The sequence below is a fragment of the Streptomyces sp. P17 genome, from assembly GCF_032436805.1.
Lineage (GTDB): Bacteria > Actinomycetota > Actinomycetes > Streptomycetales > Streptomycetaceae > Streptomyces.
This window is the reverse complement of the sequence record NZ_JAVRBF010001235.1, coordinates 1-250: the sequence shown is the minus strand read 5'-3', so window position 1 is coordinate 250 and position 250 is coordinate 1. Positions and strand designations below refer to the sequence as shown.

Annotated in this window: 1 protein-coding gene; it reads left to right on the top strand. The window is 63.2% G+C overall.

The window, feature by feature from the left end; translation table 11 throughout:
- A partial coding sequence (locus tag RMT89_RS46395; protein WP_399499085.1) for a Rieske 2Fe-2S domain-containing protein occupies nt 1–170 on the top strand: 170 nt, incomplete at its 5' end.
- Between the last annotated feature and the right edge of the window lie 80 nt (nt 171–250).

The window sequence follows — 250 nt, the reverse complement described above, 5'->3', positions numbered from 1 at the left end:
ATCTCGGCTGCACGCCGACCGCGTTCGAAGGCGATTTCGGCGGCTGGCTCTGCCACTGCCACGGCTCGATGTACGACACCGCCGGCCGCATCCGGAAAGGTCCTGCGCCGCAGAACCTCGAGATTCCGGTCTACACCATTGAAACCGCCACCAAGATCAAAGTCGGCTAACGGAGCGCATTGATGTCCGGTCCTTCGACCTACGTTCCGCAGACGGGCTTTACCCGCTGGCTGGATTCGCGGCTGCCGCT